At 69.1% G+C, this 13,662-nt stretch carries 13 protein-coding genes; 7 read left to right on the top strand and 6 right to left on the bottom strand.

The window, feature by feature from the left end:
- Positions 1–176: 176 nt before the first annotated feature.
- Positions 177–467, top strand: coding sequence for a DivIVA domain-containing protein (locus ACN263_RS15410; RefSeq protein WP_422740505.1), 291 nt, complete (start codon positions 177–179; stop codon positions 465–467).
- 309 nt (positions 468–776) lie between these two features.
- Here the strand turns inward: ACN263_RS15410 and ACN263_RS15415 are convergent, their stop codons facing one another.
- Positions 777–1,655: a hypothetical protein gene (locus ACN263_RS15415; protein ID WP_422740506.1), complete on the bottom strand. Its 879-nt coding sequence runs from the start codon at positions 1,653–1,655 to the stop codon at positions 777–779.
- A gap of 344 nt (positions 1,656–1,999) precedes the next feature.
- Here ACN263_RS15415 and ACN263_RS15420 point away from each other — a divergent pair, with 344 nt between their 5' ends.
- Genes ACN263_RS15420 through ACN263_RS15435 form a run of 4 tightly spaced genes read left to right on the top strand, consistent with a single transcriptional unit; the run spans position 2,000 to position 5,112 of the window.
- Entirely contained in the window at positions 2,000–2,428 is a 429-nt protein-coding gene (locus tag ACN263_RS15420) for a hypothetical protein (RefSeq protein WP_422740507.1), read from the top strand.
- Between the two features lie 7 nt (positions 2,429–2,435).
- The gene (locus tag ACN263_RS15425; RefSeq protein WP_422740508.1) at positions 2,436–3,608 is read left to right on the top strand and encodes a hypothetical protein; all 1,173 of its coding nucleotides are present in this window, start codon (positions 2,436–2,438) and stop codon (positions 3,606–3,608) included.
- The gene (locus ACN263_RS15430; RefSeq protein ID WP_422740509.1) at positions 3,605–4,210 is read left to right on the top strand and encodes a hypothetical protein; all 606 of its coding nucleotides are present in this window, start codon (positions 3,605–3,607) and stop codon (positions 4,208–4,210) included. The genes ACN263_RS15425 and ACN263_RS15430 overlap by 4 nt, the downstream gene beginning before the upstream one ends.
- Positions 4,207–5,112 (top strand): hypothetical protein, encoded by a 906-nt coding sequence (locus tag ACN263_RS15435; protein WP_422740510.1) that lies wholly within the window; start codon positions 4,207–4,209, stop codon positions 5,110–5,112. The genes ACN263_RS15430 and ACN263_RS15435 overlap by 4 nt, the downstream gene beginning before the upstream one ends.
- 231 nt (positions 5,113–5,343) lie before the next feature.
- On the opposite strand, the gene ACN263_RS15440 is transcribed toward ACN263_RS15435, so the two are convergent.
- From ACN263_RS15440 to ACN263_RS15455, 4 genes are all read right to left on the bottom strand, one after another.
- The gene (locus ACN263_RS15440; RefSeq protein ID WP_422740511.1) at positions 5,344–5,928 is read right to left on the bottom strand and encodes a hypothetical protein; all 585 of its coding nucleotides are present in this window, start codon (positions 5,926–5,928) and stop codon (positions 5,344–5,346) included.
- Between the two features lie 202 nt (positions 5,929–6,130).
- A complete protein-coding gene (locus ACN263_RS15445) occupies positions 6,131–6,469 on the bottom strand; it encodes a hypothetical protein (protein ID WP_422740512.1) in 339 nt (112 codons plus the stop codon).
- A 51-nt stretch (positions 6,470–6,520) separates the two neighbouring features.
- The gene (locus ACN263_RS15450; protein WP_422740513.1) at positions 6,521–8,038 is read right to left on the bottom strand and encodes a hypothetical protein; all 1,518 of its coding nucleotides are present in this window, start codon (positions 8,036–8,038) and stop codon (positions 6,521–6,523) included.
- A gap of 136 nt (positions 8,039–8,174) precedes the next feature.
- Positions 8,175–9,953, bottom strand: a complete 1,779-nt coding sequence (locus ACN263_RS15455; RefSeq protein WP_422740716.1) for an ABC transporter ATP-binding protein — start codon at positions 9,951–9,953, stop codon at positions 8,175–8,177.
- Between the two features lie 94 nt (positions 9,954–10,047).
- Here ACN263_RS15455 and ACN263_RS15460 point away from each other — a divergent pair, with 94 nt between their 5' ends.
- Positions 10,048–10,476 (top strand): MarR family winged helix-turn-helix transcriptional regulator, encoded by a 429-nt coding sequence (locus ACN263_RS15460; protein ID WP_422740514.1) that lies wholly within the window; start codon positions 10,048–10,050, stop codon positions 10,474–10,476.
- A gap of 146 nt (positions 10,477–10,622) precedes the next feature.
- The gene (locus ACN263_RS15465) at positions 10,623–12,407 is read left to right on the top strand and encodes an N-acetylglutaminylglutamine amidotransferase (RefSeq protein WP_422740515.1); all 1,785 of its coding nucleotides are present in this window, start codon (positions 10,623–10,625) and stop codon (positions 12,405–12,407) included.
- A 108-nt stretch (positions 12,408–12,515) separates the two neighbouring features.
- Here the strand turns inward: ACN263_RS15465 and ACN263_RS15470 are convergent, their stop codons facing one another.
- Positions 12,516–13,649, bottom strand: a complete 1,134-nt coding sequence (locus ACN263_RS15470) for a carboxylate-amine ligase (RefSeq protein ID WP_422740516.1) — start codon at positions 13,647–13,649, stop codon at positions 12,516–12,518.
- Between the last annotated feature and the right edge of the window lie 13 nt (positions 13,650–13,662).

Here is a 13,662-nt window from a genome sequence, read left to right on the forward strand (position 1 = left end):
GCCAATTTGATCACGACACGCACTGGCCAGACAACTAAGCGTTGCGATGGCTCACTTAGGCATATATGTTTAAGCGCGAGCCGGTCCTCGCGTGGCAACGAGTGCGGCTCATTCCCCTCGGTCGGGGCGGGTGCGTGCGCCCGCCCCGACCCCACCTGCCCACAGAGAGGAGCGCCGTGTCTCAGGTGTATCGAGGAAGCCAACCCCAGCCGGCCGGCTACCCCGCCCGGCTGACGCCGTACGAGGTGCGGACCCGCGAGTTCGCCGCCCGTCGGTGCGGCGTCGACCCCGATGAGGTACGCGAGTTCCAGGCCCGCGTGGCCGACGAGCTGAGCACGCTGAACGAGACGGTACGGCTGCTCAGTCAGGAGAACGGCCGGCTCGGACGGGCGCTGCGGGACTGGCAGACCATGCATGCCCGGGAGTGCCGACCGCCGCATGATCAACCCAACTCCGGCCACTGGTGACCGCGCGCCCCTCCCCCGGCGACCTGCTCGCGATCGACGGCCGAGCGTCGGTGCAGTTCGCCGGGGATCGCGCGCTGACTCTCCGCGTTGTCTCGGTGTCCGACGAGCCGACCTACCAGGGCTGGGTCTGGCTGACTGGCTACATCATCAGCAACCGAGGCGAAGCGACCGACAAAAGAGAAGTCTTCGTCCGGCTCACCGGCCTTCGCCCTGCTGCCACGCCCGTTGCACCGGCCCGGAGAGGGTCGGGGCGCCGGCAGCGGTACGCTCGTTGAGCGGTGCCACCGATGTGCTCCTCGGTATCGCGTGTCATTGGGCGGTCGCTGGGCCCTTTCGTCGCCACCAGGCGGTGAACAGGGCGGCAACCTGAGCTTTGACCTCCTCCGCGACGAGCCCTTTGGCGTCGCCCATGAGCGGCACGAGTGCGTGCTGGTAGACGCGCCGATGCTGTTCGACCGACGGGCAGGCGAACACGGCCAGCATCCGGAGGGCGCGCACGGGGTCCGCGCCCAGGAGGGGGAAGTGGGCGTCCAGCAGCCGCCTCAGTCCCGACCACACCTTGTCGACGACGAGGTCGACGACCGCATCCTTCAGCTGCTTGGCGATGCCGGAGTCAAAGCGCTTCGACAGCGCCTGCTTGGCAACGTCGGCGACCAGCCCGATGGCTTCGTTGACCTTCTCGATCACTTGGATCAGCGCCACCAGCATGCTGCACCAGCCGTGCCAGGCCAGACCCTTCTTGATCTCTCTGGCGGTCTGCTTGTTGCCGACGAGGGCGTCGATGCCGCCCTCGATCTCGTTCCATGGCGTGGTCATGACCTCGTCGGCGAGGATGTTCATCCGCGCGTTGTCGAAGTCCAGCGACGGCGACTCGTTGACTTTGAAATCACGCGGGCGACTGCCATCGGGCGTGGGGCGCGGGTCGGTGTCCCACAGGTGGCCGGCAAGATCGAGACGTGCAAGGTCGACCGACTGCTGCCGGTTGTTCGCGTTGAACCCCAGCGTCCCCGCCGAGGTCCTTCTCAGCTTTCCCCTCAGCACTTGTCGCCGCTCCTCGCGCGCGGCCGGGGGCTTGACGGCGAGATCGGCCCAACCACCCCAACCGTGCAGCGAGCCACCGCAGCCGGAGCACTCGCAACCTGGGTTCTTGGCATTCTCGCAGTTCGCTCGATGCGTGTTCACAACCATCCGCAGTCCGCCAATCGGCTCGCCGTCGCCGGGGGTGAAGCACGGATAACACTAAGTACCGGGTTGGCTGCCGCCAATGACGGCTCATCGCTGAAGTTCCGGCATTTCGCCACTGCAACAAGGTCCCGTGGCTGCCAGGCATGCAGGCGCACCACCTGCGGCTATTGATCCTGTCGGGTTCTTGCTGGACGAGATCGAGAGCATCGCCTATTTTGATCGGCGCCTCCGTCGGGACTGCATCTGTCGCGGATACCGCGAACGGTCCTTGACAGGCATTTCGGCGTTGGCATACTTGGCGATGCCCGGCTCCCCCCAATGTGCCACCACAACAGATGCGGTGATCCATGGACGACCTGTCGGCAGCGGGCCTGGTCGCGACAGCCAGCGCGGCTTTGATCCAGGCCATGGCATCGGACGCCTGGCTCACCGTCAAGGACCAGGTGACACGCATTCTCGGCCGTGGCGAGACTGAGTCCGTAGCCAACCTGGACCGGGTTCTGGAAGAGACACGTGACCGGGTGTTGGCCGCCCCGCCAGACCGCAGGGACGCGGCGCTGGCCCTGGAAGCGGCCCGGTGGGAGGGACGCCTGCAGTCCCGGCTTGAGCAGGACCCGGACCCCGCCGCCGTCTTGAAGGACCTGATCAGCGCGGTGCGAGCTGTTGGCGACGGGGTCGATCAATCGACAACGGTTCACCAGAATGTGATCGCCGGACGGGATTCCTACACCGCGGGTCGTGATCTCACCGTGGGCCGGCCCGAACGATCTCCGTGAGTGACACGTGAACGTCCCGCAGCAGGATGTCAGCGCACGACGTGACGGCTACGTCGCTGGCCGGGACCTGCACCTACACGTCGTGGGGCAGCAGCTCAGCCTGTATTCAGAGGAACGCTTTGCCACACCGCTGACATATGATCGGGCACGGCCGATCTTCGTGCAGTACCTGAACCCGGAGATCAGGTCCTGTTATGGCCGCACGGATGCGGCCGGCCTCAGCGAGACGGATCTGGCTCAGGCGCTGCACGCGACCCGTTTAGCCCTACTCGCTACCGACGAGGAACTGATTTTCCCCGCCTCGTACCTGTTCGAGGTGCCAAGCCTATCGATCTTCCTCGGCCAGATCAGGCCACTGGTGGTCAGCGGTGTTATCCACTATTCCTCACACATCGCCAGCCTCGACTCGTATGTGGAGCACAAGGCCCTCGAATACCGAAGTGACACCCGCAATCCGTACGAGCTGACTCCATACCGGAGCCTCACCGAGGACCTCGTCTGGCGACCTCGCTACGCGCAGAACACTGCTGCCGACATCGGCCAGAGCTGGGGCGCTGCCCTACTGCCGCAGGGCGAACTCGCCACGACGCTCGCAGGTATCGCCCGTCGCTGGCCCGGCAAAGCTGGTGACGTCGAGACGCGCCTGCACGAGGTGCCCGAACGGCTCGACGGGCAGGCGTTCATCGGCCGATTCGTCCGCGCGACGGTGCCGGTGCCCCTGGGGGCCGAGGAACAGGCCAGGATCGACATGTTCCTGTCCCGCGAGTACCTGGTCAGCTACCTCCGTGACCTCGACGCCGCCATCGTCGCCGACTTCGACTTCGGCGACTTCTCCTGTGGCATCCGTCAGATGAGGGCATCGCTCGCCGACCGTGTGTTGTCTGCCCGCTCGTTCGACCTCGGCCTGCGCTGGCTCGGCATCTACGACTTCGTCCACCGCAGCGCCTACTGGCCCGAGTTGCTTCGCCTGCGCTCGACACCGGAATTCGGCATCGTCGCCACCGCCACCCAGCATCCGGTGCTTCGCGCCCGACTTCGCGAAGCGGTGATCCGGGGCCGAAGACGAGCCCGCTTCGAGACTGCGGCAACCATCCAACAGGCTCTCACCACGGTGGCCGTCGTCGCCAACAAGCTCGATGTCACGTTGAACCCGACAGACTCCGATCGAAGGGCACGATGATGCTGGTATCCGTCTACTGTTCAGGATCGATCATCAAGGGTGGGGGCGACCAACATCGTCTCTGCTGGACTGATGTGGAGCGCAAGGAGGTTGCCAGTGGCGCGGCCGCGTGTGAGGTCGTCTTCCTCAATCCGGACGATCCGATACCCGACGCGGGCAACACGTTGGGCCAGTTCGGCCGGGACATGTACCAGGTGATGGTGGCGACCGCAGTCATCGTCGACGCGCGGGTACGCCGTGGCATCGGCATCGGTGTAGAGATGGCGGCAGCGGTCACGTTGGGAACGCCGGTGGTCGTCGTCGCTCCCCGTAACTCGCAGTACCGCAGCGACGTCCTGGAATACCGAGGTGTGCGGGTGACCGACTACGTGCACCCGCACGTGGCGGCACTGGCCACTCACGTGGTTGACGACTTCGCTGCCGCCGGCCGGGCTCTCGTCGCACTGGCCCGTCGACCCAAGGCCACTCAACCTCGCCCCGCGTGGCTATCAGCTGCGTTGGAGGAGTACGAGAAGAACGTGCTCGACATCGACACACCAATGCTCGTCGCACTCGAGAGGATCAACGCTGCAGTGCCGCATATGCCCACGACGACGGCATGATCGAGGACACCGGGTCCAGTGCCGTCGAGTCGATTGGCAGCAGAACGGGGGTGACGGGTCTCCACCTGGTGCACAACCAGCACCTGGAGTCGCTCCTGTTCGACCGCAACCTGACGGACCTCCCGTTCCGGCGGGCCTGCCTCGCCAGCAGCCGAGAGTTCGTCCGGCACATCCGGGACGAACTCGACGGCACCGACCTCACTGAGCTGATCATCCTGAGCAAGGGTCTGGTATACCAACTGGCGGAGGCGGTGGCCCTCGATGCGGGCCGGAACCTGCCAGCGAATCTCGTCTCCACGAGCAGGGTTGCCGTCGCCTCCGACGACGCGACCGTCGAGGTGTCGTACGCGCGGTTTGACGCTGGCGGTTCGACGCTGCTGATCGGCGACACAGTTGCCTCCGGTGCCACGATCATCGCGGCGCTGCGGGAGTATCAGCGGTTCCACCCGGTCCGCCGGCTCTACCTGCTGTCATATGCCGGAGCCCTGCACGGAGCGTCCCGCATCGCCGACTACTGCGCCAGGAACGGCATCGAGTGCACCATGCTCTTCGGCCTTGCCGCGTTCGGGCTCGCCGAGAACGGATTCGACCTGTCGTTCCTGCACCCCGCGACAGTCACCAGGGACGCTTATCGTGAGCGGGCGCGCCGACAGTTTGCCGGCAAACCCGTGTCGGCCGTCGGCTGGGATTTCGGCTCACAGGCCCTGGCCCCGGAGAAATACCGCCAGCTCTGCTGGGTTGAGGCCGGCCTGTGGGAACTGCACGGCTCACCGGCCCTCGCCGTCGCCCGCGAGCCCGAGAACATGGAAGCCCTCGCACACGAGGCAGCCGCGTACGCGGGCAAGACGTTCCAGTCGTCCGGCAACGATGGTGCCCGCATTGCCACAGACGCTGGTCCGTAAGCAATCACTGCGCTTAGCAGGCAACGACGACTCATGCGTCGGCTAACGTGATTGAGTCGTCATCGCGAACCTGCGCCGCTCGGCCCCAGACAACTTGGGCCGAGTCGCCGGCGTTTCGGAAGCGATCAGCACCATCCGTATACACGACGAGGGCGGTCAGCGGAGGGGTCACCCCGTCGCCGCCGAGCGGGCCAGGTCAACCGGCGCGGATCAATCCGCTGTTTCGATTCGTCACACGTCGTCGGCGCGTACGGTGCTCTCAGCCGGTTCGGGCGTCCGGCTCGCGAGTGCCTGACGTAGCGCGGCGGACTGCTCCACCGAACCACCCCGGACGCCGAGGCTCCGCCGGGCCGCCCGGTAGTAGCCGTCCCGGGCCTCGTTGACGGCGTCCAGTTGCGCCACGATGTCGTCCGGAACGTCGACGATCCCCCGGGCCAGCCGCTCCAGCCGCCAGATCGCGTCGCGCCAGTTCGCGGCGGCCAGCACCGTCGGCTCGTCGCCGAGAAGCAGCAGGTTCTCCCAGACGATGGTGCGCCGCGCGTCCGAGTCGGCGAGCCGGGCCAGGCCCTCCTCCCGGTCGATGGGGTGGCTGTGCGAGCCGGGCCGCAGGTGGGCCGTCATCCGCAACGCCACCGCGTGACTCTCCTTGAGGGCGTGCGCGAACTCGACGTACGCGTCGAGGCGGCGCTCGTCCCAGCGCACGCTCTGGCTGCGCCGCCAGCGCTGACGATCGGCGAGTGAGGTGGCGAGGATCGTGCCCAGGGTGCCGACCAGCACACCGAGGAGCGCCGGAAGTTGCGTCAGGAAGGTGCCCACGCTGCCGAGGCTGCCGTACCGGTGCGGGCCGTGCCAACCCGCCGCGGGCGGACGGTACGGGACGTCGGTTCCGGCCGACCTGCTGGAGCGGATCGACCTCGAGGTGTTGTCCCTGTACGGCAACGAGATCGACACGCTGCCGCCCGAGATCGGCGCGCTCGGGCGGCTGGAGTTGCGGGCGCCCGGTCAACGCGCACGTGCATCACAGACTGTTGACGGCTTGGGAGACGCGCAGAACGGCATCGGCGACGGCGGTCACCGTTCCGGCACCGGCCAGCAGAGCCGGTAGCAGGCTGCGGATGCCCTCCACGTTGGGTCGCGGCTCGGCGGCGTAGACCGCTGCCGCGCCCGCCAACTCTGTCAGCCGATCGGCCTCGCGGACTTCCGTCCGGTGCTTCGCGATCTCCTCGATCAGGGCGGCGACGAGCCCGGCGAGGTCCGATCCTCGGCTGAAGTCGTTGCTCCGGTTATGCACCTGCGCGTGGTCGCCGAATACGTTCGCCTCGCCGCTGATGTCACCGCTGAAGTTGAACTGGCTCACCTACTCATCCTTCCAGCCGGATCCGCAGAACAGAAGCAGAGCAACAAGCGATCAGTCCGACTGGTCAACGCGGTCGACATTCGACACCCGTCCGTGGTTCCCGAAGATGTTCCCCCGGCCGGACACCTCCCCGATGTTGGTGATGTTGTTGATGATCCGCTGTCGTCCGGCGACCAGCTCGGACGTGTCGATTCCCTTGTCCCGCAGGAAACCGACCAAACAATCGATCACGCCTCGTTGCATCCGCAACAGACAGTCACGCACATCCGCGACCTCGAAATAGTTCTCGATGCTCGTGGTCGCCGCCAGCTCCCGAGGGCTGAACGCCGCCCCGTAGTCGTAGCGTCGACCCTCCTGGAGTGCCTCGTAGTGATGCCGGGTCCGATCCTCGTGCGCCTCGTCCAGATCGATGCCCCGGTGTGAGCGCAGGAACAGCTCGGCAACGTAGGTGCGCCACGCCGCGACCGCGAGGGCCCAGGTGGTGGAGCGCCCGTGCAACGGGGTCAGATCATCGTCGAACAGCCCGTAGAACCCGGTGGCGGGCGCTGAGCCGCGGAGGATGGGCGGCAGGACGAACGCGGCGAACTCGCAGGACAGAATGCCCTGTTCGAGGGTGTAGCGGACGAAGAGGGTGACGACGATTTCGCCACCGACGAGGCTCTTGGCCAGGCACACGTACGTCCTGGCCTGCTCCCCGGGCGCGTCGCTGCCCAGGTCGACCCAGGTCTGGTCCAGCCGGGAGGGCGGGCGTACCTCGTCGGGATGGAACAGACCCTCACAATCCGGCAGCACGTCCCCCCGCACATAGATCCGCTTGGTCACCTCGATGCCGCTCAGGCCGAGCCGTGACGGAGCGAGCCTCAACAGATCGTCGTGCAGCTCTCGGATGGAGAAGGTCGCCGGTGGTTTCGTGTCGTCCTCGTCCCGGCTACGGCTGACGTCGACGGGTGGCAGGGCCCATCGGCCGATCTCGGTGCCGCTGCCGACGAACGGGCTGCCCGCGGCCCCCTCGAAGACGATCATGTTGGCGTCCTGCAGGGCGGCAAGCTCCTCTTCCAGGTCGGATTCGACCTCTGGCACCTGGGCGGCCAGAGCCTTTCCCTCCACCATGGTGCCGATCGCCGACGCGCGGGTCTCCTGGAGACTGAGGAACGTCGTGCGCCACCCGACTCCGCACACGACAGCTATCAGAGGCAGCGAGAGCATCGCCGTCACCGGGCCGTCGCGCCACAGGAGGAAGAGGCCGATCGCGAGCAGACCGAGCAACGAATAACGCGTCATCGCGACCGCGTCGTAAAGCTTGCGCCAATGAGTATCGGCCGCCTGCGCGTGCCGCACCACCGCAACCGCGTCCACCCCGAAAGAAGGGCACCACGCCTTGGGGTTGTCGATGCTGTAATGCAGCAACACGTGCGCAGCCAGCGGCGGACGCAGGTGCATGGCGCAGCACAGCTCTCGGCTGGCCAGGTCTTTCGGCACCGAGGGCAGCGCCGACCCCTCGCTGGCACGGTCGCTCCCCGTGTCGGCACCGTCTTTCGGACTGAGACTTCTGGAGATTGACGATGCCATGCCGGGACCGTAGTTCCCGCAAGGTCAATTCGCTGTCCGTAATCTTGCAGCCCCGGCCGTCGGCCTCCATTCGCGAATAGGACCGGCCTCGCGGGGGAAGGCGTCCACCGGGAAGCTGCGTCAGGTGCGCCTCAGCTCAGGCCGCCAGCGTCGCGTAGCGGCCGTTGCTGCCCAGCAGGGTGTCGTGGGTGCCGGATTCCACGATGCGGCCGTGGTCGAGCACCGCGATCTGGTCGGCGTCGCGGATCGTGGAGAGGCGGTGCGCGATGGTGATCGTGGTACGGCCCTGGGCGAGCACGTCGAAGGCCCGCTGCACGGCGCGTTCGGTCTCGGTGTCCAGCGCGCTGGTGGCCTCGTCGAGGACCAGGATGCGCGGGTCGCGCAGCAGCGTACGGGCGATGGCGAGCCGTTGTTTCTCGCCGCCGGAGAACCGGTGTCCACGGGAGCCGACCATCGTGTCGTACCCGTCGGGGAGCGCGGCGATGAGGTCGTGGATCTGGGCGGCACGGGCGGCGGCCTCGATCTCGGCGTCGATGGCGTCCGGCCGGGCGTAGCGCAGGTTCTCCCGGATGGTGGTGTGCAGCAGGTACGTCTCCTGGCTGACCACGCCGACGATCGCGGCCAGGTCGGCCAAGCGCAGGTCGCGCAGGTCGACGCCGTCGATGGTGACCCGGCCGGCGGTCGGGTCGTGCAGGCGGCTGACCAGACCGGCCAGGGTGCTCTTGCCCGAGCCGGTCTCGCCGACGAGGGCGAGGCTGGTGCCGGCCGGCACGTCGAGGGTGATGCCGGCGAGGGCGGCGGTGTCACTGCCCGGGTAGCCGAAGGTGACGTCCTCGAGGCGCAGGTGACCCCGGACCCGGGTCGGGTCGAGGCGGACCGGTTCGGCCGGGTCGGCCACGTCGACCGGCAGGTCGAGGTACTCGAAGATCCGGGCGAACAGGGCCAGCGACGCGGTCAACGACACGCCCACGTTGAGCAGGCCCATCAGCGGCCGGAACAGGCCGCCCTGCAGGGCGGTGAAGGCGACCAGGGTGCCGATGCTCAGCGTGCCGGCGGTGCCGGGCAGGCCGGCGGCGAGGTAGATGACGGCCGGTACGGCGGCGAAGATGATGCTCATCGAGGCCATCCGCCAGCGGCCGGCCAGCTCGCTGCGCAGTTCCAGGTCGACCAGGCGCGCGGAGGAGGCGGTGAACCGCTCGATGAGGGCGGGGCCGGTGCCCAGGGTCTTGGCGAGTTGGACGCCGCTTATCGACAGCCCTTCCTCCACGGTGACGTTGAGGTCGGCGAGTTCGCGTTGGCGGTGGGCGGTGATCTCGCGGCGCATCCGGGCGACCCGGCGGGTCAGCCAGACGGCCGGGGGAAGGACCACGAGCGAGACCAGAGAGAGCTGCCAGGAGAGCGCGACCATCGCGACGGCGGTGGCGACCACGGTGGTGAGGTTGGCCGCGACGGCGGTGGCGGTGGACGTGACCACCGACTGCATGCCGCCGATGTCGTTGGTGATGCGCGACTGCACTTCGCCGGTACGGGTGCGGGTGAAGAAGCCCAGCGACTGCCGCTGGAGGTGGCCGAACACGTCGGTGCGGAGCCGGTGCATGACCTGCTGCCCGACCTGGGTGGAGATCCAGGTCTGGACGACGCCGAGCGCGGCGGTCACGGCGGCGACGGCGACCATGCCGAGCACCAGCCAGACCAGCAGGGTCACGTCACGCTGCGGGAGCGCCCGGTCGATCACGGTTCGCAGCAGGAACGGGCTGGCCATCGAGACGATCGAGGAGAGCACGATGATCGCGGTGACGACGACCAGCGCGGGTCGGTGGGGGGTGAAGAGGCGGCCGATGCGTCCCAGGGACACCTGGCGGGCCTGTTCCTTCTCCTCGGCGCTGACCGTGCGGTGGCCGCGGTCGCGGCCCATGGGGGTGGGTTCCAAGAGGGTTTCCTTTCGAAGGGGATATGCTGAGGTTACCTCAACATGAGGGAACAACAGCATCGGCTGCTACCGTATTCCGGTGACCGAGGACACCGCCGAGAGCGGCGACGAGAGCCTGGCCGAGACGTTCTGGGCGGTCGCGTCCCGTCTGCGCCGGCAGGCCCGCGAGGCGCTGGCCCCGTGGGACGTCACCCCCAGCCAGGCCCGGGCACTCGGCGTGCTCGGCCGCCACGGCGAGGTACGCCCCGGCACCCTCGCCGAACACCTGCGCATCGCACCCCGCTCGGCCACCGAGGTCGTCGACGACCTCCAGGCTCGAGGGCTCGTCGAGCGGCGGCCCGACCCGGCCGACCGGCGAGCCACGCTGGTCGCGCTGACCGCCGAGGGCAGCCGGATCAGCGCCGCCATCCGGGCCGCCCGCCGTGCCGAGGCGGACCGCTTCTTCGGGCACCTTCCGGACACCGACCGGGCCGAGCTGACCCGCATCCTGCGCACCCTGCGCGGCTGAATCGGACGCCGGGTTCACCCGCGGGTTTGCCGGTCCGCTGCGCGGGTAGCCAGCGCCCCCGTTTTCACCGAGGGCCCCGCCACCACCAGTCGGGGAGACCTGACAGGAGGGGCCATGTCCGCCCTGAACCAGCACCGCCCCGCCTGATGTGCGGGATCAGCGGAGAGGCGCGTTTCGACGGCCGGCCGCCCGACGCGGCGGCGGTCACCCGGATGACCGAGGCGATGCGCTCCCGTGGACCGGACGCCGAGGGCCTGCTCTCCGACGACTGGGTGACCCTCGGGCACCGCCGGTTGACCATCATCGACTTGTCCGACGCCGGCGGCCAGCCGATGGTGCGCGACGATCTGGGCCTGGCGCTGGTCTTCAACGGCTGCGTCTACAACTATCCGGAGTTGCGCGAGGAGCTACGGAACGCCGGCTACGCCTTCCGATCCACGAGCGACACCGAGGTGATCCTGGTGGCGTACGCGCACTGGGGTGAACGCTTCGTCGACCACCTGGTCGGCATGTTCGCGATCGGCCTGGTCGACCGGGTCCGACGGCGGCTCGTCCTGGCCCGGGACCGGCTCGGCATCAAACCGCTCTACCTCGCCGAGACACCTGGACGGCTCCGGTTCGCGTCCACCCTACCCGCCCTGCTGCGCGCCGGGGACGTCGACACCGGCATCGACCCGGTGGCGCTGCACCACTACCTGTCGTGGCACTCCATCGTGCCCGCGCCGCGGACCGTGCTGCGCGGCGTCCGCAAGCTGCCACCGGCCACCCTGCGGGTCGTCGAGGCCGACGGGCGCAGCCGGGAGCAGGTGTACTGGCAACCCGACTACGTCCGGGAGCCCGCCGACGCCGGCATGGACGCCGCCGACTGGCGGGCCGCCGTCGGGGATGCGCTGCGCACGGCCGTACGCCGCCGGCTCGTCGCCGACGTCCCGGTCGGTGTGCTGCTCTCCGGTGGGCTGGACTCCAGCCTCATCGTGGCGCTGCTGGCGGAGGCCGGCCAGGAGCACCTGCGCACGTTCAGCATCGGCTTCGACAGTCGGGGCGACGAGTCCGGCGACGAGTTCCACTACTCCGACCTGGTGGCCCGCGCGTACGACACCGACCACCAGCGGATCCGGCTCGCCGACGACGACCTGGCGCCGGCCGTACAGCGGGCCGTGCAGGCCATGACCGAGCCGATGGGCAGTCACGACGTCGTCGCCTTCCACCTGCTCTGCGAACAGGTGGCGCGGCACGTGAAGGTGGCCCAGTCCGGGCAGGGCGCGGACGAGGTCTTCGCCGGCTACGGCTACCACCAGCCGCTTGTCGACGCGCCCCGGCACGGCGCCGCCGAGACGTTCGCGGCGGCGTTCTTCGACCGCGACCACGACGAACTGCGCGCGATCGTCGGCCCGGCGTACGCGCTGGACCACGACGCCAGCCGGGACCTGCTCGCCGGGCATCTCGGCGCGCCCGGGGCGCAGACCGCGCTGGACGCGGTGCTGCGCCTGGACACCCACCTGATGCTGCCCGACGACCCGGTCAAGCGGGTGGACAGCATGAGCATGGCCTGGGGGTTGGAGGTGCGCACCCCGTTCCTCGACCAGGACCTGGTCACCCTCGCCGCGCACTGCCCGCCGGAGCACAAGGTGGCCCAGGGCGGCAAGGGCGTCCTCAAGGAGGTGGCCCGGGAGGTGCTGCCCAGCGAGGTGATCGACCGGCCCAAGGGGTACTTCCCGGTGCCGGCGCTGCGCAACGTGGACGGTCCGGTGCGTGCACTGGTCGCCGAGTCGTTGCAGGCCCCTGTGGCGCGTGAGCGGGGCCTGTTCCGACCCGAGTACGTCGCACGGCTGCTCGCCGAGCCGGACCGGGCCGAGGCCGCCGCCGGCAGCAACAAGCTGTGGCAGCTCGGTCTGCTGGAGCTGTGGCTACAGACCCACGACATCAGTTGAGCCACCGCCGCCGGCAGAAGACCGAGCCACGCCGCCGGCAGAAGACCGAGCCACGCCGCCGGCAGAAGACCGAGCCACCGCCGCCGGCAGGAGGACGAGGCAGGCCGGTCAGCCGGCGGCGGTCTGGGTGGCGAGGTCGTCGATGACGGCTCGCAGGTCACCGGTTTCGTCGAGTACCCGGCGCTGCCGCGTCGCGCCGGTGCCGTCGCGGCGCAGCCGGGCCAGTTGGGCCAGCACGTACCCGAGGTCGCCGTGGCGCAGCAGCGCCGGGGCGATCGTCGCCATCAGGTCGTCGACCAGGTCCCAGGCCGGGCGGGCACCACCGGCCCGCAGGTCGATCAGCTCGCCGTCGAGGCCGTCGTGGGCCGCCCGCCAGTGCGCGGCGGCGACGAGACAGTCGCGCAACCCCGGGGCGGGCACACCGGCGCGGACGTCGTCGGCGAGCGTCGCGACCAGGCTGCGGACCAGGGCGGCGACCAGCACCGTGTCGTCCACGGTCGGGCACACGTCGCCGACGCGCACCTCGACCGTCGGGTACGCCGACGACGGCCGGGCGTACCAGTAGACCATCGCGGCGTCCAGCATGATGCCGGCGGCGATCAGCTCGTCGACCGTACGGTCGTAGTCGGCGACGGAGTCGAAGTACGGGGTGGGGCCGATGCTGGGCCAGCGTTCCAACTGCATCGACCGCCAACTGGCGTGACCCGTGTCGTACCCGTCGTGCAGTGGCGAGTTGGTGGTGAGGGCCTGCACCACGGGCAGCCACACCCGCAGGTGGTTGCAGACCTGCACGGCCAGTTCCCGGTCCGGCAGCCCGACGTGCACGTGACAGCCGCAGACCGCCGGATCGTGTGCCACCGGCCCGTATCGACGGGACATGGCGTGGTAGCGCGGCTCGTCGGGCACCGTCCGGTGCGGTTCGGCCAGCGGCGTCGCACCGACCGCGACGAGCCGGGCACCGGCCGCGGCGGCCGCCGCGACGGCCGATCGCCGCAGCGCCGCCAGCTGGGTCCGCAGCTCGCCGATGTCGGCGCAGACCGGGGTGACCATCTCGACCATGCTGTGCCGGAACTCCTGGCGGCTCTGGTCGCGGGCCGGGCCGCGCAGCGCGGCCCGCACCTCGTCGGCGACCGGCAGGTTGCCGCCGCTGTCCGGATCGAGCAGCAGGAACTCCTCCTCGACGCCGAGGGTGAGGGTGCCGAGGTCGGTAACGGCGTCGACGGTCGCCGGTCGGTACGCCATGGCCGCCTCCATC

Origin of the sequence: Micromonospora sp. WMMD729, from assembly GCF_049315225.1 — a bacterium.
Classification (GTDB): Bacteria; Actinomycetota; Actinomycetes; order Mycobacteriales; family Micromonosporaceae; genus Micromonospora.

Excerpts from the sequence above, each read along its gene's own strand:
- ACN263_RS15415 (WP_422740506.1), bottom strand. The coding sequence starts at position 1,655 with ATGGTTGTGAACACGCATCGAGCGAACTGCGAGAATGCCAAGAACCCA.
- ACN263_RS15420 (WP_422740507.1), top strand. The coding sequence starts at position 2,000 with ATGGACGACCTGTCGGCAGCGGGCCTGGTCGCGACAGCCAGCGCGGCT.
- ACN263_RS15430 (WP_422740509.1), top strand. The coding sequence starts at position 3,605 with ATGATGCTGGTATCCGTCTACTGTTCAGGATCGATCATCAAGGGTGGG.
- ACN263_RS15435 (WP_422740510.1), top strand. The coding sequence starts at position 4,207 with ATGATCGAGGACACCGGGTCCAGTGCCGTCGAGTCGATTGGCAGCAGA.
- ACN263_RS15450 (WP_422740513.1), bottom strand. The coding sequence starts at position 8,038 with ATGGCATCGTCAATCTCCAGAAGTCTCAGTCCGAAAGACGGTGCCGAC.
- ACN263_RS15455 (WP_422740716.1), bottom strand. The coding sequence starts at position 9,953 with ATGGGCCGCGACCGCGGCCACCGCACGGTCAGCGCCGAGGAGAAGGAA.
- ACN263_RS15465 (WP_422740515.1), top strand. The coding sequence starts at position 10,623 with ATGTGCGGGATCAGCGGAGAGGCGCGTTTCGACGGCCGGCCGCCCGAC.
- ACN263_RS15470 (WP_422740516.1), bottom strand. The coding sequence starts at position 13,649 with ATGGCGTACCGACCGGCGACCGTCGACGCCGTTACCGACCTCGGCACC.